This is a genomic window from Solidesulfovibrio alcoholivorans DSM 5433, from assembly GCF_000702665.1.
GTDB lineage: Bacteria > Desulfobacterota > Desulfovibrionia > Desulfovibrionales > Desulfovibrionaceae > Solidesulfovibrio > Solidesulfovibrio alcoholivorans.
Genome location: NZ_JNJA01000003.1, coordinates 308742 through 331563, shown reverse-complemented (window position 1 = coordinate 331563; position 22822 = coordinate 308742). Strand labels below are relative to the sequence as shown.

Annotated in this window: 18 protein-coding genes; 11 read left to right on the top strand and 7 right to left on the bottom strand. The window is 65.5% G+C overall.

Features of this window, described 5'->3' with window-relative positions; translation table 11 throughout:
- Window positions 1–22: 22 nt before the first annotated feature.
- The 8 genes from carB (at window position 23) to Q368_RS0107535 (ending at window position 8838) form a co-directional block, all read left to right on the top strand.
- Complete coding sequence (gene carB / locus Q368_RS0107570) at window positions 23–3259, top strand: carbamoyl-phosphate synthase large subunit (RefSeq protein WP_029458589.1); 3237 nt, start codon at window positions 23–25, stop codon at window positions 3257–3259.
- Window positions 3260–3274: 15 nt separating this feature from the next.
- On the top strand, window positions 3275–4690 hold the full coding sequence (gene purF, locus Q368_RS0107565; protein WP_029458587.1) for an amidophosphoribosyltransferase: 1416 nt from the start codon (window positions 3275–3277) through the stop codon (window positions 4688–4690).
- 10 nt (window positions 4691–4700) lie between these two features.
- Entirely contained in the window at window positions 4701–5060 is a 360-nt protein-coding gene (locus Q368_RS0107560; protein WP_029458585.1) for a hypothetical protein, read from the top strand.
- Between the two features lie 264 nt (window positions 5061–5324).
- Complete coding sequence (locus Q368_RS0107555; RefSeq protein WP_029458583.1) at window positions 5325–5666, top strand: ArsR/SmtB family transcription factor; 342 nt, start codon at window positions 5325–5327, stop codon at window positions 5664–5666.
- A gap of 130 nt (window positions 5667–5796) precedes the next feature.
- Complete coding sequence (locus Q368_RS0107550; protein ID WP_029458582.1) at window positions 5797–6978, top strand: putative sulfate/molybdate transporter; 1182 nt, start codon at window positions 5797–5799, stop codon at window positions 6976–6978.
- A gap of 190 nt (window positions 6979–7168) precedes the next feature.
- Window positions 7169–8257, top strand: coding sequence for a permease (locus tag Q368_RS0107545; protein ID WP_084158714.1), 1089 nt, complete (start codon window positions 7169–7171; stop codon window positions 8255–8257).
- An 11-nt stretch (window positions 8258–8268) separates the two neighbouring features.
- On the top strand, window positions 8269–8592 hold the full coding sequence (locus tag Q368_RS0107540) for a carboxymuconolactone decarboxylase family protein (protein ID WP_029458579.1): 324 nt from the start codon (window positions 8269–8271) through the stop codon (window positions 8590–8592).
- 15 nt (window positions 8593–8607) lie between these two features.
- Window positions 8608–8838, top strand: coding sequence for a thioredoxin family protein (locus Q368_RS0107535; RefSeq protein WP_029458578.1), 231 nt, complete (start codon window positions 8608–8610; stop codon window positions 8836–8838).
- A 117-nt stretch (window positions 8839–8955) separates the two neighbouring features.
- On the opposite strand, the gene ftsY is transcribed toward Q368_RS0107535, so the two are convergent.
- Window positions 8956–10512: a signal recognition particle-docking protein FtsY gene (gene ftsY / locus Q368_RS0107530; RefSeq protein ID WP_029458577.1), complete on the bottom strand. Its 1557-nt coding sequence runs from the start codon at window positions 10510–10512 to the stop codon at window positions 8956–8958.
- A gap of 219 nt (window positions 10513–10731) precedes the next feature.
- Here ftsY and Q368_RS0107525 point away from each other — a divergent pair, with 219 nt between their 5' ends.
- A complete protein-coding gene (locus tag Q368_RS0107525; protein WP_029458576.1) occupies window positions 10732–11196 on the top strand; it encodes an L-2-amino-thiazoline-4-carboxylic acid hydrolase in 465 nt (154 codons plus the stop codon).
- A 2-nt stretch (window positions 11197–11198) separates the two neighbouring features.
- Entirely contained in the window at window positions 11199–12581 is a 1383-nt protein-coding gene (asnS, locus tag Q368_RS0107520) for an asparagine--tRNA ligase (RefSeq protein ID WP_425423677.1), read from the top strand.
- Window positions 12582–12684: 103 nt separating this feature from the next.
- Here the strand turns inward: asnS and Q368_RS0107515 are convergent, their stop codons facing one another.
- From Q368_RS0107515 to Q368_RS0107490, 6 genes are all read right to left on the bottom strand, one after another.
- The gene (locus tag Q368_RS0107515; RefSeq protein WP_052360074.1) at window positions 12685–15000 is read right to left on the bottom strand and encodes a PocR ligand-binding domain-containing protein; all 2316 of its coding nucleotides are present in this window, start codon (window positions 14998–15000) and stop codon (window positions 12685–12687) included.
- A gap of 269 nt (window positions 15001–15269) precedes the next feature.
- Window positions 15270–18047, bottom strand: coding sequence for a magnesium-translocating P-type ATPase (mgtA, locus tag Q368_RS0107510; protein WP_029458572.1), 2778 nt, complete (start codon window positions 18045–18047; stop codon window positions 15270–15272).
- Window positions 18048–18228: 181 nt separating this feature from the next.
- Window positions 18229–19329, bottom strand: a complete 1101-nt coding sequence (locus tag Q368_RS0107505; RefSeq protein WP_029458571.1) for an HprK-related kinase B — start codon at window positions 19327–19329, stop codon at window positions 18229–18231.
- Window positions 19329–20210 carry a GAK system ATP-grasp enzyme gene (locus Q368_RS0107500; protein WP_029458570.1) on the bottom strand — a complete coding sequence of 294 codons (882 nt, stop codon included), beginning with the start codon at window positions 20208–20210 and terminating at the stop codon, window positions 19329–19331. Before Q368_RS0107500 ends, Q368_RS0107505 begins: the two co-directional genes overlap by 1 nt.
- A gap of 172 nt (window positions 20211–20382) precedes the next feature.
- Window positions 20383–22014, bottom strand: a complete 1632-nt coding sequence (locus Q368_RS0107495; protein ID WP_029458568.1) for a PhoU domain-containing protein — start codon at window positions 22012–22014, stop codon at window positions 20383–20385.
- On the bottom strand, window positions 22007–22288 hold the full coding sequence (locus Q368_RS0107490) for an amphi-Trp domain-containing protein (protein ID WP_029458566.1): 282 nt from the start codon (window positions 22286–22288) through the stop codon (window positions 22007–22009). Before Q368_RS0107490 ends, Q368_RS0107495 begins: the two co-directional genes overlap by 8 nt.
- Window positions 22289–22536: 248 nt before the next feature.
- Between Q368_RS0107490 and Q368_RS0107485 the strand changes: the two genes are divergently transcribed.
- Complete coding sequence (locus Q368_RS0107485; RefSeq protein WP_029458565.1) at window positions 22537–22719, top strand: Nif11-like leader peptide family natural product precursor; 183 nt, start codon at window positions 22537–22539, stop codon at window positions 22717–22719.
- Window positions 22720–22822 lie beyond the last annotated feature (103 nt).

The window sequence follows — 22822 nt, the reverse complement described above, 5'->3', positions numbered from 1 at the left end:
CTCTTACCACCAGACGCACGCCATGCCCAAACGGACGGACATCAAGAAAATCATGATCATCGGCTCGGGGCCCATCGTTATCGGTCAGGCCTGCGAGTTCGACTATTCCGGCTCCCAGGCCGCCAAGGCCCTCAAGGAAGAAGGCTATGAGGTGGTCCTGGTCAACTCCAACCCGGCCACCATCATGACCGACCCGGAGCTGGCCGACCGCACCTACATCGAACCCATCGAGCCCGGCACCGTGGCCCGCGTCATCGCCCGGGAAAAGCCCGACGCCCTCCTGCCGACCCTCGGCGGCCAGACCGGCCTCAACACCGCCGTGGCCCTGGCCGAATCCGGCGTTCTGGCCGAGCACGGCGTGGAACTCATCGGCGCGTCGCTCAACGTCATCAAAAAGGCGGAATCCCGCGAACTTTTCCGCGAGGCCATGGAAAACATCGGCCTCATCATCCCCCAAAGCGGCATCTGCCACACCATGGACGACGTGCGGGAGTGGGGCAAGCGCATCCCGTTCCCCATCATCGTGCGCCCGGCCTACACGCTCGGCGGCACGGGCGGCGGCGTGGCCTACAACATGGAAGACCTGGAGAAGATTTCCGCCGTGGGCCTGGCCGCCAGCATGAAAAGCGAAATCATGCTCGAGCGCTCGGTGCTCGGCTGGAAGGAATTCGAGCTTGAGGTCATGCGCGACCGCGCCGACAACTGCGTCATCATCTGCTCCATCGAAAATATCGATCCCATGGGCGTGCACACCGGCGATTCGGCCACGGTCGCGCCGATCCAGACGCTCACCGACGATGAATACCAGAAGATGCGCAACGCCTCGCTCGCCATCATGCGCGAGATCGGCGTCGAGACCGGCGGCTCCAACGTCCAGTTCGCGGTCAATCCCGAAAACGGCGAAATGGTGGTCATCGAGATGAACCCGCGCGTGTCGCGGTCCTCCGCCCTGGCGAGCAAGGCCACGGGTTTCCCCATCGCCAAGATCGCGGCCAAGCTGGCCGTGGGCTACACCCTCGACGAGATCCCCAACGACATCACGCGCGAAACCATGGCCTCCTTCGAGCCCACCATCGACTACTGCGTGGTCAAGATCCCGCGTTTCACCTTCGAGAAGTTTCCCGGCTCCGAGGACTACCTGACCACGGCCATGAAGAGCGTGGGCGAGGCCATGAGCATCGGCCGCAACTTCAAGGAAGCGCTGCAAAAAGGCCTGCGCTCCCTGGAGATCGGGGCCACGGGCCTCGGGCCCGACAGCGACGCCTGCGATCCCGACCGTGAGCAGCTGCTGGCCGACATGCGCAAGCCCAATTCCAAGCGCCTGTTCCAGATCCGCCAGGCCATGCGCTGCGGCGTGAGCCTGGAGGAGATTTTCGACGCCACCTGGGTCGATCCCTGGTTCTTGCGCCAGATCAAGGAAATCGTGGACATGGAGTCGGCCCTGGCGGCGTTTCCCAAGGAAAAGGTCACGCCCGGCGACGCCCAGTGCAAGGAGTTGCTCCTTGCCGCCAAGAAGAACGGCTTTTCCGATCCGCAGATCGCCGCGCTCCTGCGCCTGCCCACGGCCCTCGACGCGCGCAAGCTGCGCCAGGCCATGGGCGCGAACCCGACCTATTACCTGGTCGACACCTGCGCCGCCGAATTCGAGGCCTACACGCCGTACTACTACTCGACCTACGAGACCGGCCGGGAAGTGGCCGTGCGCCCGGCGCGCAAGGTCGTGATTTTGGGTGGCGGCCCCAACCGCATCGGCCAGGGCATCGAGTTCGACTACTGCTGCTGCCACGCCTCCTACGCGCTGCGCGAAATGGGCGTCGAGTCCATCATGGTCAACTCCAACCCCGAGACCGTGTCCACGGACTACGACACCTCCGACCGCCTCTATTTCGAACCGCTGACCTTCGAGGACGTGCTCTCCATCATCGAGCACGAGAAGCCCGAGGGCGTCATCGTGCAGTTCGGCGGCCAGACGCCGCTCAACCTCGCCGTGCCGCTGCTCGACGCCGGGGTGCGCATCCTCGGCACCTCGCCCGACAGCATCGACCGCGCCGAGGACCGCGAACGCTTTCAGGCGATGCTGCACAAGCTCGGCCTGCGCCAGCCCGCCAACGGCACGGCCTTCGCCGTGGAAGAGGCGGCCGAAATCGCGGAACGTATCGGCTATCCCGTGGTGGTGCGGCCGTCCTACGTGCTCGGCGGCCGGGCCATGGAGATCGTCTACGACCGCAAAGACCTCGAGAACTACTTTAAGGTTGCCGTGGTTGCCTCGGGCAAGCACCCGATTCTTGTCGACAAATTCCTGGTCAACGCCACCGAGGTGGACGTGGACGCCGTGTCCGACGGCACGGACACCTACGTGGCCGGGGTCATGGAGCACATCGAGGAGGCGGGCATCCACTCGGGCGACTCGGCCTGCGTGCTGCCGCCGCACAGCCTTTCGCCGGAGCTCGTGGCCGAAATCGAGCGCCAGACCAAGGCCCTTGCCGCGGAACTCGGCGTCATTGGCCTCATGAACATCCAGTTCGCGGTGAAAGACGGCGACATCTACATCCTCGAGGTCAACCCCCGCGCCTCGCGTACCTCGCCCTTCGTGTCCAAGGCCACGGGCGTGCCTCTGGCCAAGCTCGCGACCAAGGTCATCATGGGTCAGAAGCTCGCGGACCTCAATCCCTGGTCCCTGCGCAAGTCCGGCTACTATTCGGTCAAGGAATCGGTCTTCCCCTTCAACCGCTTCCCGGGCGTGGACGTGCTGCTCGGACCGGAAATGCGCTCCACGGGCGAGGTCATGGGCATCGACGCCTCCGTGGGCCTGGCGTTCATGAAAAGCCAGCTCGGCGCGGGCCAGAACCTGCCGCTCAAAGGAACCGTCTTCATCTCCGTGGCCGACGGCGCCAAGGACGACGTGCTGCCGGCGGCGCAAATCCTGAGCGAAGTCGGGTTCCGTATCCTGGCCACCAAGGGCACGGCCACCTACCTCGAAGGCAAGGGCATTGCCGTGACGCAGGTCATGAAGGTCTTCGAGGGCCGGCCCCATGTGGTCGACCACATGAAGAACCGCGAGATCGACCTCGTCATCAACCTCGTTTCGGACAAGCGCACGGTGCGCGACTCCATGGTCATCCGCCAGACGGCGCTGCTCTACGGCATCCCCTACACGACCACGGCCGCGGGGGCCAAAGCCATGGCGCAGGCCATCCGCGAGATGACGGGGCAGGGGCTCACCGTCAAGAGCCTGCAAGAGTATTACGGGGCGAACTAGCCCGGGCGGCGCGTCATGAAAAAGGAATACTGCGGACTGTTCGGCATCTACGGCCATCCCGAGGCCGCGCGGATGGCCTACTTCGGCCTCTACGCCCTCCAGCACCGGGGGCAGGAGTCGGCCGGCATCGTCACCTGGGACGGCACGCGCATCCGCGAGCAGCGGGGCATGGGACTTGTGGCCGACGTCTTCTCCGAGCGCCACCTCGGTAAGGAGCTCAAGGGGTCCGTGGCCGTGGGCCACATCCGCTACTCCACGACCGGCGCGTCGCTTTTGCGCAACTGCCAGCCCTTCCTGGTCCGTTTCGGCGACTACCACCTGGCCATCGCCCACAACGGTAACCTGGTCAACACCATGGAACTGCGCGCGGAACTGGAAGCCTCGGGCTCCATCTTCCAGACCACCATCGATTCCGAGGTGTTCGTCCACCTCATCGCCAAGTTCCTAAACGGCCATTCCCTGGAAGAGGCCGTCATCAAGGCCTGCAACAAGATCAAGGGCGCGTACTCCATCCTGCTTCTGGCCAACGACAAGATCATCGCCGTGCGCGACCCGCACGGCGTGCGGCCGCTCATGCTCGGACGCATGGGCGACGCCTATGTGCTGGCCTCGGAGACCTGCGCCTTCGACCTCATGGAGGCCGAAGCCATCCGCTCCGTGGCCCCGGGCGAGATGCTCGTCATCCAGGACCGCCGCTTGCAGTCCTACCGCATCTGCGACCCGCAGCCCGTGCGCCAGTGTGTGTTCGAACTCATCTATTTCGCCCGGCCCGATTCCGAAGTCTTCGGCGAGGTGGTCTACGAGCGCCGCAAGCAGATGGGCGCCACGCTCGCCGCGGAGGCGCCAGTCGACGCCGATTACGTCATGCCGTTTCCCGATTCCGGCTTCTACGCGGCCATCGGCTATTCCCAGGCCTCGGGGCTGCCGTTCGAGATGAGCATGGTGCGCAACCACTACGTGGGCCGCACCTTCATCCAGCCTTCCCAGGACATGCGCGACTTCAGCGTCCGGGTGAAGCTCAATCCCGTGAAAAGCATGATCAAGGGCAAGCGCATCCTCATCGTCGAGGACTCCATCGTACGCGGCACCACCATCCGCACCCGGGTCAAGCGCCTGCGCGAACTCGGCGCGCGCGAGATCCACATGCGCGTATCTTGCCCGCCCATCCGCTTCCCCTGTTTTTACGGCATCGACTTCTCGTCCAAGGGCGAGCTCATCGCCGCGCACCAGAGCGTGGACGAAATCGCCAAGTTCATCGGCCTCGACAGCCTGCACTACCTGTCCATCGAGGGGCTGCTCGACTCCGTGCACTGCAACGGGGAGGAACCGCCGTACTGCCTGGCCTGCTTCGACGGCGAGTACATCATCCCGCCCTGCGGCGAGGGCCTGAAGAACTGCCTGGACGACGCGACGCTGGCCCTTTCCTGGTAGCGGGCATCCCATGGGACTCCATCTCAACATCGATTTTGCCGGGGCCAAGGACAAGTCGCTTTCCAAGCTGCTGTTGTCCACGGCCCGGCAGTATCTGCGCGAATACGGCGAGGTGCTCGACCTCGTCCTCGATTCCGCCGCGCGCAGCATCAGCGTCGAAGTGCTGCCCGTGGGCGAAAAAGAGCCCATCCGCGCCACGGTCTTCGGCTACGGTTTGGCCACCGACGGTTCCGGACGCGGCTATCTCACCTTCGAGGACGCGGCGTTTTCCCGCCAGTGGCTGACGCTGCTTGCCGTGCGCCTGCTTCCCGACAAACGCCTGCCCCTGCCCTCCGGGACGCCCATGGGGCTGCTCCAGACGATGCTGTAGCCATTCCATCCTTCCAGGCCGACGGCCTCGAATTCCATTGGTCAAGCCTTCTTCCCGCGTTGCAGCAGGGCCCTCTTGCAGCGTCCGGGGCAGGGCAGGCGTTCGCTTCGCGCAAACCCCGCTCTCGTGGCCTCGGGGCGAGCCGATGCGCGCGTCAACAGCCCGGCGTTTACAGGTGCCCGTTGTGATGGCATGATTTATCCTCTCGCGGAGAGGGGATTCGTTCTTCGCAAAACCGATGCGCGGACAGCGACAAGGAGTTTCATGCAACCCAACCCCATCGATCTTGCCCGCCGGGCCAAGGTGTTCAAGGCGCTCGGGCATCCCAGCCGGTTGCTCATGGTCGAGGCGCTCGGGAGCGGCGAGAAATGCGTGTGCGAACTGCGCGAGCTCGTCGGCTCGGATATCTCCACTATTTCAAAGCATTTGAGCGTGCTCAAGGAAGCCGGCATCGTCCAGGACGACCGGCGTGGCACGAACATCTACTATTCCCTGCGCATGCAGTGCGTCACGGGTTTCCTGTCCTGTGTGCGCCGGTTTTTCGACCAGCAGCTTGAAGAACAATTCCTGTTTCTTGAGGACTTACGCAAGCAGGTCAGGTCCTAGGCGATTTTTTACCCTTGCCTTGCTCACACGGATTTTTTAAATTCCGTGTGAACAAAACAGCCGAAACCCCGTGTCCCGGACGATCGTGTCCGCGCGGCGAGGGGTAACCGGAATACAAGGCAGGTGGCCCATGCAGAACGCAACGCAAGGGGCGACGACCCTGGCTTCCGAAACCCGATCCGATCCTCCCGTGAAGACGAAGAACCGTTACGACGCCATGGAGTGGGCCGGCGCGTTCGGCGACATCGGCACGCTCATTCCGTTTGTCGTGGCCTACATCACGATCCTGGGCGTCGATCCGCTGGGGCTGCTCTTCATGTTCGGCGTCTCCAAGATCGCGGCCGGCCTCTACTACAAGACACCTATCCCCATCCAGCCCATGAAGGCCATCGGCGCGGCGGCCGTGGCCGGCGGCATCTCGCCCGCCGCACTGTTCGCCTCGGGCCTGACCACCGGGCTTTTCTGGCTGCTCATCGGCATGACCGGCACGATCAAGGTGGTCGCGAAGCTCGCGACCAAGCCCGTGGTGCGCGGCATCATGCTCGGGCTTGGCATGTCCTTCGTGGTCGAGGGCATCCACCGCATGGTGGCCTCGCCGACGCTCGCCGCCATCTGCCTGGCCACGACCTTCGTGCTGCTCACCAATCCGAAGATCCCGGCCATGTTCGTGTTGCTGCTGATCGGCGTCGTGGCCGCGCTGATCGGCAATCCGGCCCTCTGGGGCGAACTGACCCAGGTCAGCATCGGTTTCCGCCTGCCCCAGTTCGGCCTGCACCAGATCAAGTGGGACGACATCGTCACGGGCACGCTCCTTTTCACCTTGCCGCAGATCCCTTTGACGCTCGGCAACGCCGTGGTGGCCATCACCGCGGAAAATAACGACCTTTTTCCTGATCGGCCCGTCACGGAAAAAACCATGTGCATCAGCCAAGGCATCATGAACCTCGTTTCGCCGATGTTCGGCGGCGTGCCCATGTGCCACGGCGCGGGCGGTATGGCCGGGCACGTGCGCTTCGGCGCGCGCACGGGCGGCTCGCTCGTCATCCTCGGCACCATCGTCGTCGTCATCGCGCTTTTTTTCAGCCAGTCCGTGGCCGTGATCTTTAAGATGTTTCCGCCTGCGGTGCTCGGTGTCATCCTCTTCCTGGCCGGCGCGGAACTCGCCGTGACCGTGCGCGACATCGGCACGAAGAAGTCCGAATTCTACGTCATGGTCGTCGTCGCCGGCTTCGCCATGTGGCACATGGGCGTGGCTTTCGTCGTCGGCGTCATTCTGGACACCGCCCTGCGCAAGGAGTGGATCAAGATTTAGGCCCCTCCCAACCAACTCCGTCCGCTGGCCGGGAGACGCAAGTGACTGCGTCTCCCGGCTTTTTGTTTGCCGGAAGGTGTGCATCCATCCCTTGTGGGAAATGCAAAAGTACTTGCGGGCCGGCAAGGGATGTCGTATTTGGCTTTTTGACCAAATAACAAATAGCCGTTTGCCATCGCCGGAGGATGCCATGGAACATATCACGGATGCCAAGGATGCGGGCTGCGCCTGCCGCAAGCCGGAAACTGCCGGTGCGGGACTGGGGCCCGGGCGTATCGTGCTCCTGGTCGCGGTCCTGGCCGCCTGGTTCGTTATTTACCGGCAGTTGCTGCCGTTTTCGCAATTCCTGACCTACGGCGTGTTCGGGCTGGAGCACGGCTCGCGGTTCGGCGACGCCGTGGAATTCTTCCTCTACGATGCGCCCAAGGTGCTCATGCTGCTCACGCTCGTGGTCTTCGGCGTGGGCATCCTCCGCTCGTTTTTCACGCCCGAGCGCACCCGGCGCATGCTGGCGGCCGGGCGGCGCGAAAGCGCCGGCAACGTCCTGGCCGCGCTTCTGGGGATCGTCACGCCTTTCTGCTCGTGTTCGGCCGTGCCGCTTTTCATAGGCTTCGTCGCGGCCGGGGTGCCGCTCGGCGTCACCTTCTCGTTTCTCATTTCCGCGCCCATGGTCAACGAAATCGCGGTGGTGCTTCTCTACGGCCTCGTCGGCTGGAAGGTGGCGGCGCTGTACATGGCCATGGGGCTGGCTGTGGCCGTGGTCGCCGGCTGGACGCTCGGGAAGATGCGTCTGGAGCGCTACGTCGAGGACTGGGTGCTGGCCGTGCGGGACGGGCAGGGGGCGCAGGGCGACGCCCCCATGACCGCGCGCGACCGCGTCGTTTACGGCATGAACGCCGTGCGCGAAATCCTCGGGCGCACCTGGAAATGGGTGCTGCTCGGCATTGCCGTGGGCGCGGGCATCCACGGCTACGTGCCCGAGGGCTTCATGGCCTCTATCATGGGCTCGGGCAGCTGGTGGTCCGTGCCCTTGGCCGTGGTCATCGGCATCCCCATGTATTCCAACGCCGCCGGCATCGTACCCGTGGTCGAGGCACTTCTGGCCAAGGGCGCGGCCCTCGGCACGGTGCTCGCCTTCATGATGTCGGTCATCGCCTTGTCGCTGCCGGAGATGGTGATCTTGCGCAAGGTGCTCAAGGTGCCTTTGTTGCTGGCGTTCGCCGGCATAGTCGGTTGCGGCATCCTGCTTGTGGGGTATGTGTTCAACATTTTGCTGTAACGGAGGCTGTCATGCGTTTTCTTGCCCAATTGTTCCCGGAGTTCGCCACCCAACTTGATGCGATGGATGCGCTCTATGCCGAGAAGCGGCTCATCGACGAAAAGACGTACCAGTTCATCTGCTTTGCAGTATCCATCAAGGCACGTTCCAAACCCTGCGTGCTCAAGCACTTCAAGGGCGCGCTCGATGCCGGGGCAAGCCTGCAGGAGCTGGCCTACATCCTGGCTCTGGTCATGCGCGAGGCGGCCGGGGCCGACGACTGCTGGACGCACGACGTGCTTGGCGACGTGGCTGACATCATCGCCGGCAAAGTCGATTGCGCCTGCAAGAAATAAACGGGAGGGAGAAGGATGCTGCTTCAAATCTGCGGCACGGGCTGTGCCAAGTGCAACGAACTGGAAAAACTGGTGAAGGAAGTGGTGGCCGAGAAGGGCATCGCGGCCACGGTGGAAAAGGTCACGGACCTGCAGGCCATCGTCAAGCTGGGCGTGTTCACCACGCCGGCCCTGCTCGTGGACGGCGTGATCAAAGCCGCCGGCAGCGTGCCGCCCAAAAAAGACATCGCCGCCTGGATCGCCTGATTTCCTCTGTCGCGTCCGGGGCCACTGCCTGCGCAATGGCCCCGTTCACCCCTTTCGGGAGGTCCGGGAGGGGCCGTCGCCCCTCCTGGACGCCGGAGGCGTCTTCCCTCTTCCCGACTATGCTACCCCAAGCAGCGCCTGGGCGAAGTCCTGGCCGACGAACGGGCGCAGGTCTTCCATTTTCTCGCCGAGCCCCACATAGGTGATCGGCACGCCGAACGAGAGCGCGATGCCGACCACCACGCCGCCCTTGGCCGTGCCGTCGAGCTTGGTCAGGATGATCTCATCCACGCCTGCCGCCTCGTCGAAAAGCTTGGTCTGGGACAGCGCGTTCTGGCCGGTGGTGGCGTCGAGCACGAGCACCGAGCGGTGCGGCGCGCCCGGGTGCTTCTTGCCCACGACACGGCGGATTTTCTTCAGCTCTTCCATCAGGTTGGTCTTGGTGTGCAGCCGGCCGGCGGTGTCCAGATAGAGCACGTCGTAGCCGCCGGCGAGCACCTTGTCCATGGCCTCGAAGGCCACGGCCGCCGGGTCGGCCCCTTCGCCCTTGCTGTAGAAGTCCGCGCCCACGCGCTTGGCCCAGATTTGCAGCTGCTCGATGGCCGCCGCGCGGAAGGTGTCGCCGGCGGCGATGAGCACCTTCTTGCCGCGCATGATGTCGCGGTGGGCGAGCTTGGCGATGGTCGTGGTTTTGCCCACGCCGTTGACGCCGATCATCATGACCACTTCCGGCGGGTTGATCGCCTTGATGGTCCTGCCGGTCTTGAAGATCTCGGCCAGTTCCTCGCGCAGGATCTCCTTGAAGATCGCCGGATCGGTCACGCCGCGCTTGCGCACGCGCGCGCGCAGCCCGTCCATGAGCTTGGCCGCGGGCTCGAAGCCCACGTCGGCCATGATGAGGATTTCCTCGAGCTCCTCCCAGAAGGCCTCGTCGATGACCTTGTGACTCCCGAGCAGCCCGTCGATGTGTTTGACGATCTGTTCCTTGGTCTTGGCCAGCCCCTCGGAGAGCTTGAGGAAAAGCCGGTTGCGCTCGTCCTCCTCGTCTTCCAGGTCCAGCGCCAGGGCGAGGCGGTATTGCAGTTCCGAGCGGAACAGCTCCACCTCGTCGTATTCCATGACCGCGATCCAGTCCGCGAACTTGGCGACAAAGGCGTCGGCCTCTCCTGCCGGGGCCTCGAGGCTGGTGAAGAGAAAGCGCAGCCGGTCCCAGAGGTCCGGGCCGGCGACGGTCACGTCCGCGAGCAGGATATCGAGCCAGGCCGAGAGCCTGGGTTCCGCCTGGCGCAGTTCGAGGATGAGCGCGTTGCGCCAGGGGGCCTGTCCTGCGGCATCCGCGTCTGGGACGGAAGCGACGGGGGCGGGTTCGGGTGCTGCGGCGACCGGTTCGGGCGCGGCCGGGGGCGTCGGTGCCGCTGCGGCGACAGGCGCTGCCGCAGGGGCGGCGGACTCTTGCGTCGTTTCGGGCGCGGGCTCGTGTTGCGGCGCGGCGGCGGCCTCTTCCCGCACGGGCTCGGGCGCGGCGGCCGGCGTTTCCTGCGCTGCGGGAGCAGGGGAGGGCTCCTGCGCTGCGGCCTGCACCTGGGTTTGCGGCTCCTCGGCGGGAGCGGCGGCGGTTTCGACGGGAGCGTCTTCGGCTTTCCAGAATTTCTTGAGCTTGGAAAAAAAACCCATGGGGCGTCGGTCCTCGTGTTCGGAAAGGAAGTTGAAGGCAGGCGCGCCGAGCGGCGCGACGAAACACAATAGCCGGCAAGGCGGCGCGGCGCAACCGCCGCGCCCGGCCGCCGGGGGCGGCGGTTGCCGCATCTGCCGTGTTGTGGTCGCCCGGCTCCTTGTGGCACAAGAGGGGGCCGCGCGGGACGCGGCATTTTCGCAAACAAGGGGAGTATATCCATGACGCTTCTGGAGAGGCGCGGTATCGAAGCGGCCATGCTGGCGCAGACGTATGCCGTGCTCGTGGCGCGCCTGGGCCGGGACGAAGCCCTGGCCGTCATCGAGGACATCGTGCGCGAGGCCGCTTTCGCAGCGGGCAAGGCTTTTGCCGCGAAGGCGCCGCAGGGGCCGAGTCTCGAGCATTTCGCGGCCGTGGCCGAATTGTGGCAGGCCGGCGGCGCGCTGGTCATCGAAAACGCCGCGCGCCGGGGCAACGTCTTTTCCTTCGAAGTGACGCGCTGCCGCTACGCCGAGACCTACCGGGAAATGGGTCTGCCCGAGGAACTGGCCATGCGTATTTCCTGCCTGCGCGACGGCGCGTTCGTCGCCGGCTACAGCGACAAGTTGCGGCTTGACCGCCCCGGAACCATAGCTTCCGGGGCCGTCTCCTGTCCTTTCACCTTTACCTGGAACGACGACGCATGAGCATACGGCGCACCACCGTCAAAGCGGCGCTCGCGGGCGGCGAAGGCCCGGGCGCGATCCGCGTCATGGGCTGGGTCCGCACCCGCCGCGATGCCAAGGGCTTTTCCTTTCTGGAGATCAACGACGGCTCCTGCCTGACGAACCTGCAAGTCGTGGTGGACGAGGGCGTAGAGGGGCACGATCTGCTGCCGGAACTCGGCACGGGCGCGTCCGTGGCCGTTTCCGGCGAACTCGTGTCCTCGCCGGGCAAAGGGCAGCGCTTCGAGGTCCACGCAAAGAAACTGGAACTGCTCGGCCCGGCCGATCCCGAGAGCTACCCGCTCCAGAAGAAACGCCATTCCGACGAATTCCTGCGCTCCATCGCCCACCTGCGGCCGCGCACCAACAAGTACGGGGCCATGCTGCGCATGCGCGCGGCCCTGGGCCAGGCGGTGCACGCCTACTTCGCCGCGCGTGGCTTCGCCTGGGTGCACACGCCCATCATCACGGGCTCGGACTGCGAAGGCGCGGGCGAGATGTTCCGCGTGACGGGCCTGACCGACGCCGAGGCCGCGCTGCCGCCCAAGGAGCGCGCGGAAAAGGACTTCTTCGGCAAGGACGCCTACCTCACCGTCTCCGGCCAGCTGACGGCCGAACCGCTGGCCCTGGCGCTCGGCAAGGTCTACACCTTCGGCCCCACCTTTCGGGCCGAGCACTCCGATACCTCGCGCCACGCCGCCGAATTCTGGATGGTCGAGCCGGAGATGGCCTTCGCCGACCTCGAGGACAACATGGATTTGGCCGAATCGCTGCTCAAATCCCTCGTGCGCACGGCTATGAACGACTGCGCCGAGGATTTCGGCCTGTTCGCCAAATACGTGGACCCGACCCTGCCCGAGACCCTGGCGGCGTTTGTCGCCGAGCCCTTCGTGCGCCTGCCCTACAAGGAGGCCGTGAACATCCTTTGCGCCGCGAAAAAGGATTTCGCCTACCCGGTCGGCCCGGGGCTCGACCTGCAAAGCGAACACGAACGCTACCTCGCCGAGGAGCATTTCCGCCGCCCGGTCATCGTCTACGACTACCCGCGCGCGATCAAGGCGTTCTACATGCGCCAAAACGACGACGGCGAAACGGTCGGAGCCATGGACGTGCTCGTGCCGGGCATCGGCGAAGTGGTGGGCGGCAGCGCACGCGAGGAACGCCTGGACCTGCTCGAAGCGCGCATCCGCGAACTGCGTCTGCCCCTTGCGGCATATTGGTGGTACCTGGAGACGCGGCGTTTCGGCACGGCGCCCCACGCCGGCTTCGGCCTGGGCTTCGAGCGCGTGCTCATGCTCGTCACGGGTATCGGCAACATCCGCGACGTCATGCCCTTCGCCCGTACGTGGCGGCATTTGGAGTTTTAGAGAGGGAACGGGAAGGAGAGGGAGATGCCTCCGGCGGCCAGGAGGGGGTGACCCCCTCCTGGACCTCCTCGAAAGGGAGAGGGGCTGGGGGGTGTAAAGCGGCTCAGGAGGGGGACTGAGTGTCCGTTTCCTTGGCCGCGGGCAGCTCCACGGTGAAAACGCTGCCGCCGCCGAGCAACGACTCGGCCCAGATGCGCCCGCCGTAATGGCGCACGATTTGGCGGCAGATGGCCAGCCCCAGGCCCGTGCCCTTGGCGACCTCCTGCACGGTGTCGCTGCGGCCCACCTGGTGGAACTTGTCGAAAATGGAATCGAGTTCCTCCAGGGGGATGCCGATGCCCGTGTCGGCCACGGCGATGCGCACGGTTTCGCCATGACCGCAGGCCTCCAGGCGCACCGTGCCGGCCCTGGTGAACTTCACCGCGTTTTGCAGCAGGTTGGAGACGACCTGTATGAGCTGGTCCGGGTCCATGTACAGGTCCGGGATGTCCGGGGCCACCCGGACGTCGAAGGCGACTTCGGGCCGCTGTTCCAGAATCCCTTCGATGCTGCGTGCCGCCTTGGACACAACGGCGGCCGGGGAAAACCGTTCGTTGCGCCAGGACATGTTGCCCGATTCTATGCGGCTTAAGTCCAGCACGTCGTTAATAAGGCGCGTGAGGCGTTCGGCTTCGCCGAAGACCACGGAAAGATTGTCGGCGATGCGCCGGCCCTTGGCGGCAAGCGCCGGGTTGTCCACGGTCAGCGGCAGGAACTGGTCGGTGAAATCCCGACCGATGAGCTTGGCGAAGCCCAGGATCGAAGTCAGGGGCGTGCGCAGTTCGTGGGACACCGTGGACAGGAACACGGACTTCATCCGGTCCAGTTCGCTCAAGCGGATGTTCGCCTCGGCCAGTTCCAGGGCTTGCAGGCGCAGGTCACTGGTGCGCTCCTCCACCTCGGCTTCCAGGCGCTGCCGGTGGTTGGCCAGCGCCTCTTCGGTCTTCTTGCGCTCGGTGATGTCCGTGACCATGGCGAGGGCCCCCTGGGCCTCGCCCGTGGCGTCGTACAAGGGGCTTGTGGAGACAAGCGTCCAGATTTCCTCCCGGTCCTTGCGGCGCAGCCTGATCTCCTGCACTTCGCTTGCGCCCCGGCGCAGCCCGTCCATCTGCCGGCGCGCCGCCTGCGTGGATTCCCGGGACACGAAGTCGTCAAAGGCGATGCCGAGCATCTCGCCCGGGGCGTAGCCGAGCATGTCCGCCAGACGCCGGTTGACGAAGGTCGTGCGCCATGACGCGTCCAGAACCCACACGCCCTCGCCCGCGGTTTCCACGATGCGCCGGAATTTCTCCTCGCTCTCCCGCAGCGCCATATCCGCCAGATGCCGGTCCGTGACGTCGCGGATGGCCTCGATGCCGCCGGCGATGCGCCCCGAGCCGTCGCGCAGGGCCACGGCCTTGGCCCAGACATGGCGCGGCCCGCCGGGCAGGGCGGCGACCGTGACCTCGGCGATGACCGCGTCCTCGGTCAGTTCGGCCACGGCGTAGCGGTCGTCGGGGCGCTTCACCGCACCCCGGGCGTAATCGATCAAAAGCGGCGTGGCGTAGCCGTAAAACGGCAGGCCATAGGCGAAATCCGCCTTGCCGAGCATGTCCTCGGCCGCGACGCCGGTGAGTTTTTCCATGGCCCGGTTCCAGAAGACCACCGCGCCGTCGCCGTCGACCACGAACGTGGGGTCGGGCAGGAAGTCGATGATGTCCGCGAGGTTCCTGTCCCGGACCTTGACCACTTCCTGGGCCTGGCGCAGGGCGACGATGAGCTCGGATTGCCGGTGGTTGGTCAGGGCCATATCCGAGAGGAGATTGGCGAACCGGTGAAGCGCCTGGCAGATTTTCCCGAATCGCTCCCGGCTCATGCGCGGCACGCGCGCCAGGGCCTCGCGGAAGGCCTCCTCGTCGGCCCCGATTTCCTTGGCGTAGGCCATGACCGCCTCGAGATCCACGGAGGCGTCGACCACTTGGCCGATGAGCCAGGTGGCGATGTGGCGGCCGTCGAAGAAGATGCAGGTCGCGCCGTCGATGAGGCCGGCGCTTTCGCAATTGGCGATGGTCGGCCCCGTTTCGGTGGCGCGGCCCAGGATGGCGTCCGAGCGCCGGCAATTGGCGCGTCCCCTGGGCGTGGCGCGGATGACGTCGCGGCACAGGGTGGTGAAGTTGCTTGGCCGTGTGATCGGCCGTCCCGACGGGTCGGTGATGAGCGAGGCCACGTTCGCAGCCTCGGCGAACGCGTCCTGGAAGCGCTGGATCTCCTCCACGGAAAAGACGTCCTCGAAACGCGGGGCGTTCGGAGCGGGAGAGGGGGACGGTCCGGCGGAAGGCCCGTCTTCCCCGTCGGTGCGAGGCTTCGGGTGGGGTTGTCCCTTGTCCTGTCGGCTGCGCATGTCCCTCCCCCGGATGAGCCGGTTGCTTTCCTTTCCGAGAGCATACTCCAATAGCCGCGCCAATTCCAACAACTATTTCCCTAACGAAGGGAGGATGCGATGTATTGGCGACTACGGCGGCAGACTTCTGGGGGAGTCGGGCGGTGGTGCGACAACGGCGGAGGCGTTGCACTATTCTGTATTTGTTTCGGTCTGAAATAACGCGTCGTCCGCGGCAAGGAAACGGCCGGCGTTTCCCGGGGGGAACGCCGGCCGTATTGCAGACGGGGCTATGCCGGGCAGGAGGCCTGAATGCGGCGCACCACCCAGGTTTTCACTACTTGGGCCAGGCACATGTAGCAGAAGATGACCAGCGCCATGAGCCCCCAGTAGCCGGTTGGCGGCACGACCAGGCCGAAGGTGTGGGCCAGGGGCGAGAAAGGCAGCCAGACGCCGAAGGCGCAGATGAGGATGGTGGTCGCGCCGAGCGGCAGGCTGGACCAGCTTTGCAGGAAGGGGATGTTGTCCGTGCGGATCACGTGCACGATGATGGTCTGGGAGAGCAGCGACTCGATGAACCAGCCGGTCTGGAAGAGCGCCGGGTTGGTCCAGGCTCCGAAAAAGTGGATCATGATGAAAAAGGTGACGTAGTCGAAGATGGAGCTGACCGGGCCGAGGTAGAGGATGTAGCGCCGGATGTCGTCGATGCGCCAGCGCCGGGGCCTGGCCAGGATGTCCGCGTCCACGTTGTCGGTGGGGATGGCGGTCTGGGAAAAGTCGTACATGAGGTTGTTGACCAGGATCTGGATCGGCAGCATGGGCAGGAAGGGCAGGAAGGCGCTGGCCCCGAGCACGCTGAACATGTTGCCGAAGTTGGAGCTGGCCCCCATGCGGATGTACTTGGTGATGTTGAAGAAGATCTTGCGGCCTTCGAGCACGCCGTGTTCGAGCACGTGCAGGCTCTTTTCGAGCAGGATGATGTCCGCCGATTCCTTGGCCACGTCCACGGCGCTGTCCACGGAGATGCCGACGTCCGCCGCGCGCAGGGCCGGGGCGTCGTTAATGCCGTCGCCCATGAAGCCGACCACGTGGCCCTGGTGGCGCAGCGCCGTGACGATCTGCTCCTTCTGCATCGGGTCGAGCTTGGCGAAGACGTGGCAGACGCCGACGGCCTCGTGGAGCTCCGCTTCGCTCATGGCCGCCACCTGGTCGCCGGTGATGATGTGGTCGCCGGCGTCGAAGCGCACTTCGCGGCAGATTTTCGCTGTGATGACGGCGTTGTCGCCGGTGACGATCTTGGGCTGGATGCCGTGGGCGATCATGATCGCCAGGGCGTCGGCCGCGGTGTCCTTGGGCGGGTCGAGGAAGGCCAGGTAGCCCATGAGCGTGAGGTCGCATTCGTCGGCCACGGCGAAGTCGCTGCGCGCGCCGTCCACTTCCTTGTAGGCCAGGGCCACCACGCGGAAGCCGTCGTCGTTGAGGTCGTGGACGAGCTGCTGCCGGGTGGCCAGATGATGCCCTTCGAGCGGCTTGACCACCCCGTTTTTGATGTAGGTGCGGCTTTGGGCGAACACTTCCTCGGCCGCGCCCTTGCAAATGAGGATCGCCTTGTCCGTGCGCTTGTCGCGCACGATGACGCTCAATCGTCGGCGCATGAAGTCGAAGGGGATCTCGTCGAGCAACTCGTAGTCGGCGGGGTTGATGGATTCACCCACGGCGTCGCCGGAAGCGATGACAGCCACGTCCAGGGCGTTTTTCAGGCCCGTTTGCAGCTTGCTGTTGAGGTAGGCGTATTCGAGGACCGCATGGTCTTCCTCGCCTTTGATGTCGAGGTATTTTTCCAGGATGATCTTGTCCTGGGTCAGCGTGCCGGTCTTGTCCGTGCACAGCACGTCGATGGCCCCGAAGTTCTGGATGGCGTCCAGGCGCTTGACGATGACCTTGTGCTTGGACATGGCCAGCGCCCCTTTGGAAAGGCACACCGTGACCACCATGGGCAGCATTTCCGGGGTGAGGCCCACGGCCACGGCCAGGGCGAACATGAACGCGCCCATCCAGTCGTGGGTCGTCGCGCCGTTGATGACGAAAACGAACGGCACCATGACGAGCATGAAGCGCAGCATGAGCCCGGTGAAGCTCTTGATGCCCTTGTCGAAATCGGTCTCGACGCGCTTGCCCGAGAGTTTCGCCGCGATGCCGCCGAAATAGGTCTTGGCCCCGGTAGCCGTGACCACGGCGGCGGCGGAGCCGGACACGACGTTGGTGCCCATGAAGCACATGGCCGGGTCGCCGAGGCCGGATTCGCCCTCGCGCGGGGGCTCGTCCGCCGGCCGGGCCGTCTTTTCCACGGGCAGGGCCTCGCCCGTGAGCATGGCCTGGTTGATGTGCAGGTCCTTGGCGCGCAGAAGCTGCACGTCGGCCGGCACCATGTCGCCGGCGGCGAGCAGCACGATGTCGCCCGGCACGACCTGGGCCAGGGGAATCTCGCGCTGCTGCCCGTCGCGCAGCACCGTGGCCGTGGTGTGGACCATTTTCTTGAGCTCCGCCGCAGCGGTGTCGGCCTTGGCTTCCTGGATGACCTTGAGCACCACGCCCATGACGGCCATGCCGATGATGACCACGGCCGAGCGGACGTCGTCCGTGGCGTAGGAGATGCCGCCGAGCACGAACAGGAGCAGCACGAGCGGGTTTTTCACGGAATCCCACAGCCGGTCCAGGAAGGTCACGGGCTTGGCCGTGACGGCCTGGTTGGGGCCGAACTGCCTGAGCCGGTCCTTGGCTTCCTGGGAGCTTAAGCCTGCAAACGCGGGTTTTTGCTCGGCCGCGGGTTCGCTGAGCCATTGCCCGGAGACGGCAACCTGCTCCCACAGGCCCTGCAGGTGCCGGTAGACGTCGTAGGCGGAAATCTTGCGCTGGTGGGCCAGGGCGTCGAAGGCGTTGGCTTTCTGGACGAAGTGTTCGAGGTTTTTGAGAAATTCGTCTTCAGGCGCAAGGCGCAATACCTCGCTTGCGGCATTGGCGTCCGCTTCCTGCGAGGTGGCCTGCATGGGGGACTTGGGGTCGGTCATGGGCGCTCCGGATCGTGCATGGGGATTGCGCTGGCGGGAGACGTTCCCGCCGCTTCTACCCGGCGCGTCGCGGCCGGGGGGCGATGCCGCCCCGGCCGCGTGGCGTCGGCATTCCTTGAAAACACGGTACCGTTTTCAAGTACATGGATATCCGGTGACGATGTCGTGTGTTGCAGCACTGTCAGGAAGGCTGCGTCTCCGTGCGCGCCTGGCGCAGGAACTCCAGGCAGGCCGCGGCCGCTTTGTGGAAATCCACGCCGCCGTCGATTTCCAGGACCGGCAGGTCGCCGAGCAGGTCGAGGTAGGCGTTCTGGCTGGCGATGGAGGGTTCGGAGGCGTCCTCGAATTCGTAGAACAGGCCCACGTCCTTCATGAAGGCGGCCATGAGGTCGCGGCGATCGCGCAGGCGCACGCGACTTGCCGTCATGGGCGAAGCGTCGCGCTTCCAGCGCAGGACGACCAGGCCCGCCATGGGGCAGGACAGCTTGAAGCGGCCCTTGCCGAAGCATTCGTCGATGAAGGCGTCGTACTTGTGTTCCAGGTCCCACAGTTCGGCCTGGGGCAGGGCGGCGAAGCGCTTGCGGTCCTCGGCGTCCATGACCGGGGCCAGATTCGGGTTGTTGAGCACGGTGCCGGGGTTGACGCGCGGCATCTTGGCCACGCCCGTCATGACGAGGCCCGCGCTCTCCCGGGAGACCATCACGCGGTCGTTGCTCACGAAATCCGTGCCGTGGCGCATGATCTCCAGGGCGAGGGTGGACTTGCCGGCCCCGGAAAAGCCGGAGATGACCAGCCCCGCGCCGCCTTCGGCCACGCCCGCGGCGTGGAAGAGCAGGGCGCCGCGTTTGAGGCAGTGCTCGATGAAGCGGTTGTTGATGAAGTTGACGACCTGGTTGTCGTTGTCGATGCACGGGCCCACGGCGTAGTTGTCGCCGTGGCCGAAGAGGAAGACCAGCCCCGTGAGCAGCTTTTTGACCACGCGGCCGTCGGGCAGGTCGCAGTAGGATTCCTTGAGCTTGGTCTTGCCGGGTTCGCGCTGCTTGACGGCGAAGGGCAATTCGAGATCCGGCGGGCCGGCCTCGATGGCCGTGACCGGGATGAGGGTCGCGCCGCCGCCGCCAATGAAGTCGCGGTAATAGTTGGCGAGCTTTTCGATGAGCCCCTTGGAGTTGGAGGAAACGACCACGGTCACGTCGCCGAAGGTGACGTCCAGGCGGTGGGTGATGGGCGCATCGGCGAGGATGGGGGCCATGAGCCCGGCGATGGTGGGGGCGTTTTGCATCAGATGTTCTCCAGCACGTAGTCGGCGTAGGCGCTCGCGGCGTCGATGCCGCAGGCGTCGAGCAGGCCGCGGAAGCCGCCGAAGGCCGAGACTTCGTAGATGGCCGCGCCTTCCGGGGTTTCCACCACGTCGACGCAGGTGAAGGCCATGTCCGGGAACAGCGCCTGCGCCCTGTGCGCCAGGGCGATGATTTCCTGCGAAGGCTCGTGGGGCACGTAGCGGCCGCCGGTGCGCGTGGTGGTGTCCCAGGACGCGCCGCTGCCCTGGCGGGCATAGGTGGCCAGGTATTTGCCGCCGAGAAACGACACGCCAAGGTCGAGGTGGCCGCCGGCGTGGGAAACCATCTTCTGGATGTACATGACCTGGTTGCCGGCCGCCTTGTAGTCGGCGATCTCCTCCCGGGCGTCGGGGGTGTCCTCGATGACGGTCATGCCCCGGGCCTTGGAGGAAAAAAGCGGCTTGAACACGGCCTTGCCGTAGAGCGCCACCGTGGCCGCGGCTTCCTCGATGTCCTCGGTCACGACCGTGGGCGGCATGGGGATGCCGCCCAGGCGCAGCACCGTGGTGCCGCTTAAGCGGTCGATCAGGCGCAGCATGCTGTCCGGGCTGGAGAAGACGGGCACGCCCTTCTGGTGGAGGAAGCGCAGGATCTCCATGCGGTCCAGGGCGTCGGGGGTATAGGACGGGGCGATCTTTTTCACGATGATCGCGTCGAGGCCGGTGAGGTCGGTCCCCTGGCAAAACACCTTGCCCGTGTCCAGGTCGAGGCGGACCTCGGCCATGTCGATGCACAGGCGAAAGCCCGTCTTCGCTTCCAGGGCGTCCAGGAGCCGCAGGGTGGACCATCCCTTTGGGATGCCCACCACGCCGATCTTCTTCATGATTCCTCCCATGGTCTTCTCGCCGTCATGGCTCTCGTCCGGGGCGGCGTCGCGCCCGGCCCGGACAGCCCTGTGCGCGGGCCGTCTCCGGCAAGAGGGTCGTTTGCGCTGCCTTCCGGCGACGCCTCCGTAATGGGCCGCGCGCCGGGGCGCGCGGCGGGGTCAAGCAACGTCAGTAACAGGCCGCGGCCAGGGGCAACCGGAAGGCGGCCGGGGGGCCGGCATGTCCGGCCACGCGGCCAAGCAGATACATGCCGCGTGAAAACATCAGCCTGGAAAACCGCTCGCTCAGTTCGAACCGCGTCGAGGTGATGTACGAGCGGGCCAGCCCCAGGGCCACGCGCAGCTCGAAGGTGTCGTCACCGTTTCGGGCGGCGAAGCCACGCGCGAATTCGAAGAACTCCGCGATGATGGCGTTCAGGATGCGCCGTCGGGACGCGTCGAAGACGGGCAGGCGGAAGTTGGACACCATAAAGACCGACGTGTCCTGGGCCAGGTCGCCCGGGGCGGAGCGGTGCAGGTCGATGTAGTGGATCCGGTCCTTGACGCCGTCGTAGAGGATGTTGTTGCTGTTGTAGTCGCCGTGCAACAGCACCGTGAAGGGGGCCGCAAGGCCCGCTTCCACGGCCTCGGCCCCGCGCAGGGCGTCGTTAAGGTTCGGCAGGGCGTAGTCCCCGATGGCGCGCGGCACGCTTTGAAAGCCCGGGTGGACCGTGAGTACCTCGTCGAGCCGGGAGCGCAACTGGGCCATGGTCCCGGCCGGGACGACAGCGCGCTCGAGGGTCTTTTCCCAGATCTCGCCGGCCACGCGGCACTGGGCGGAAAGGGCGCGGCGCAACAGCGTCAGGTCGCCGCCCAGGGCGATGTCCTGGATGGTCTGGCCGGGGAGCAGTTCGATCAGCATGGAACTCGATTTGCGGCCTTCCCGGAAGGCCTCGACGCGCGGGGCGAGCCCCGGCATGAGGCATTCCCAGTGCTCGATGTTGGCCGCTTCCTTGCGCAGCTTGGCCGTGTCCCCGTCCTTGAAGATGACCTCGCGGCCGGACTCGCCGTTTTCATCCCGGTCGGCCACCCGGCCGATGCGGCAGCCCGAGCGGGTGCCCCAGATGGACTCGAAGTCGATCTCGGTCAGGGGCAGTTCGTGGCCACTCTCGGTCAGGATGTCCTTGAGCGCCGTAAACTGGTGGATTTTGAACTTGTCGCCGGTGATGGCGAAGATGGCCGCCTCGCCGACGTTGAGCAGCGCATCGCCCATGCGTTCCAGGTAGCGGAAGATGAAAAGCGTGGTCAGCAGGTCGCCGGTCTGGAAGCCCGAGCGCAGCTCGTCGCGGATGCGGTCGAACTGCTCCTTGTAAAGCCGGTCCAGGTGCAGTTCGCAGCGGCAGATCTTGAGCGCCGCCGACATGTCGCGTTCGAGCACGGCCTTGGGCGTCCATTCGAGGGCCTTTTTGACCTCCGCGAAAAACGGCTTGTACGCGTAGCGCTGGATGCACTCGGGTTCGTCGTAGTGGCGGGTCTGGCGCACCACGTTGACCACATGGTCGCCCACGCGTTCGAGGTTGTTGCCGATGATGTTGAGCGCGCGCACCCGGGCCGTTTCCTGGGCGGTGAGCCGCTCGGCCCCGAGCAGTGTGGCGAAGCAGCCGTTTTCGATGACGCTCTTGAGGTTGTCGATATAGTCGTCGCGGGCCTCGATCTTGGCGATGGCCCGTTCGTCGTGCTTTTCGATGACGGCCATGGCCGCCTCGACCTGCCGTTCGATTTCGACGAGCAGGAACTGGAAGTTTGTTACGATCTCATGCATCGCCCGCATCCCCTGGCGCGATGAGCAGGGGCGCGTCGATCAACTCGCATTCCCGCTCCTTCCAGCGGAAGGTCAGCTTGAGCTTGCGGTCCTCGCCCTTCTGCTTGCCTTCGATGGTGACGGCGATGAGCCCTTTGGGCAGGAGCTCCAGCACCTGTTCGCCCTGGCGCAGGGTCACGGTGCCGTGCGCGAAACCGTCACGCACGGCCTCGAGGTAGGCGGCGATGGCGTCGCGTTCCTGCAGGCCGTCGTATTTGAACAGCTTGTTCGTCACATTGCCTCCTTGGGTTCCGGACGCGGAAGGGGCCGCTTCACGGACGCGAAGGGGTCACTAGCACCCGATTATGAAGATACGGTGAAGGCCGGGACGCAAATTGGACGCGGCGCATGTTTCGTCCGTGCGCACGGCCCGCCGCACAAGCGGCCGCAACACCGAATTGCCATCGTTTGTTGACGCTTCCTCCATACCCGGGGAGGATAACCCGGGAAAACGCCTGCATGTCGCCGACGGAGGATGGACGTATGGGTCAGGAAGAGATCGACCGTTTCCTCGAATACCTGCGGGAAAACAAGGACAGGCTGCTCATGGTCGGCGGCATGCCGCTGCCGGAGCTCATCGAGTACGCCGCAAGCCTCGGCTTCCACTTCACGGCTGAGGAGCTCAAGGCGAGGCAGGCCCTCGTCCACCTCGTCGAAGGCACGTAAGGCGCATCGGTCCGCGGCGCGAAGCGCCCCGGAGCCACGCCCTTCCGACACGGCGGCCGCCCGGGACCGGACGGCCCGGACCAGCCCCTGCGGCGTCGCTGCG